The sequence below is a fragment of the Streptomyces sp. SID13726 genome, from assembly GCF_010548375.1.
In the GTDB taxonomy this organism is placed as follows: Bacteria; Actinomycetota; Actinomycetes; order Streptomycetales; family Streptomycetaceae; genus Streptomyces.
Window position 1 is genome coordinate 1 of sequence record NZ_JAAGLY010000481.1, and the last position, 434, is coordinate 434.

Annotated in this window: 1 protein-coding gene; it reads right to left on the reverse strand. The window is 69.6% G+C overall.

All coding sequences use genetic code 11. From position 1 onward, the window contains the following. Positions 1-434: ABC transporter substrate-binding protein (locus G3I78_RS48690; protein ID WP_239158489.1), on the reverse strand; the 434-nt coding region annotated here is incomplete at both ends.

Below are 434 nucleotides of genomic sequence, written 5' to 3' on the forward strand. Positions count from 1 at the left end.
AGCTTCTCGTTGTAGAAGAGCAGGCGGGTGCTGGCCACGAAGGGCATCCCGTACTGGACCCGCCGGACCTTGCCGGCGTCCGCGAGCGGCGCCAGGAAGTCGGCCTCGGTGCTGACGGAGAGCAGCTCCTCCGCCGTGTACAGCTTGCCCGCGGCCGCGTAGTCGGCGTACGCGCCGATCTGCGCGATGTCGGGGGCCTTGCCGGCCTTGACCATCTCCGCGACCTTGGCGTCGACCTCGGACCAGGAGTAGACGCTGACCTCGACCTTCACGCCCGGATGGTCCTTCTGGAAGCCGGCGGCGAGGTCCTTCCAGTAGCCCGCGGAGGAGTTCTGCGGATTGTCCCCGTAGTCGGCCGCCACGACCCGCAGGGTCACCTCGTTGTCCCCGGTGATGCTCCCCACGGCTCCGCAGCCGGTGAGTGCCGCGGCGGT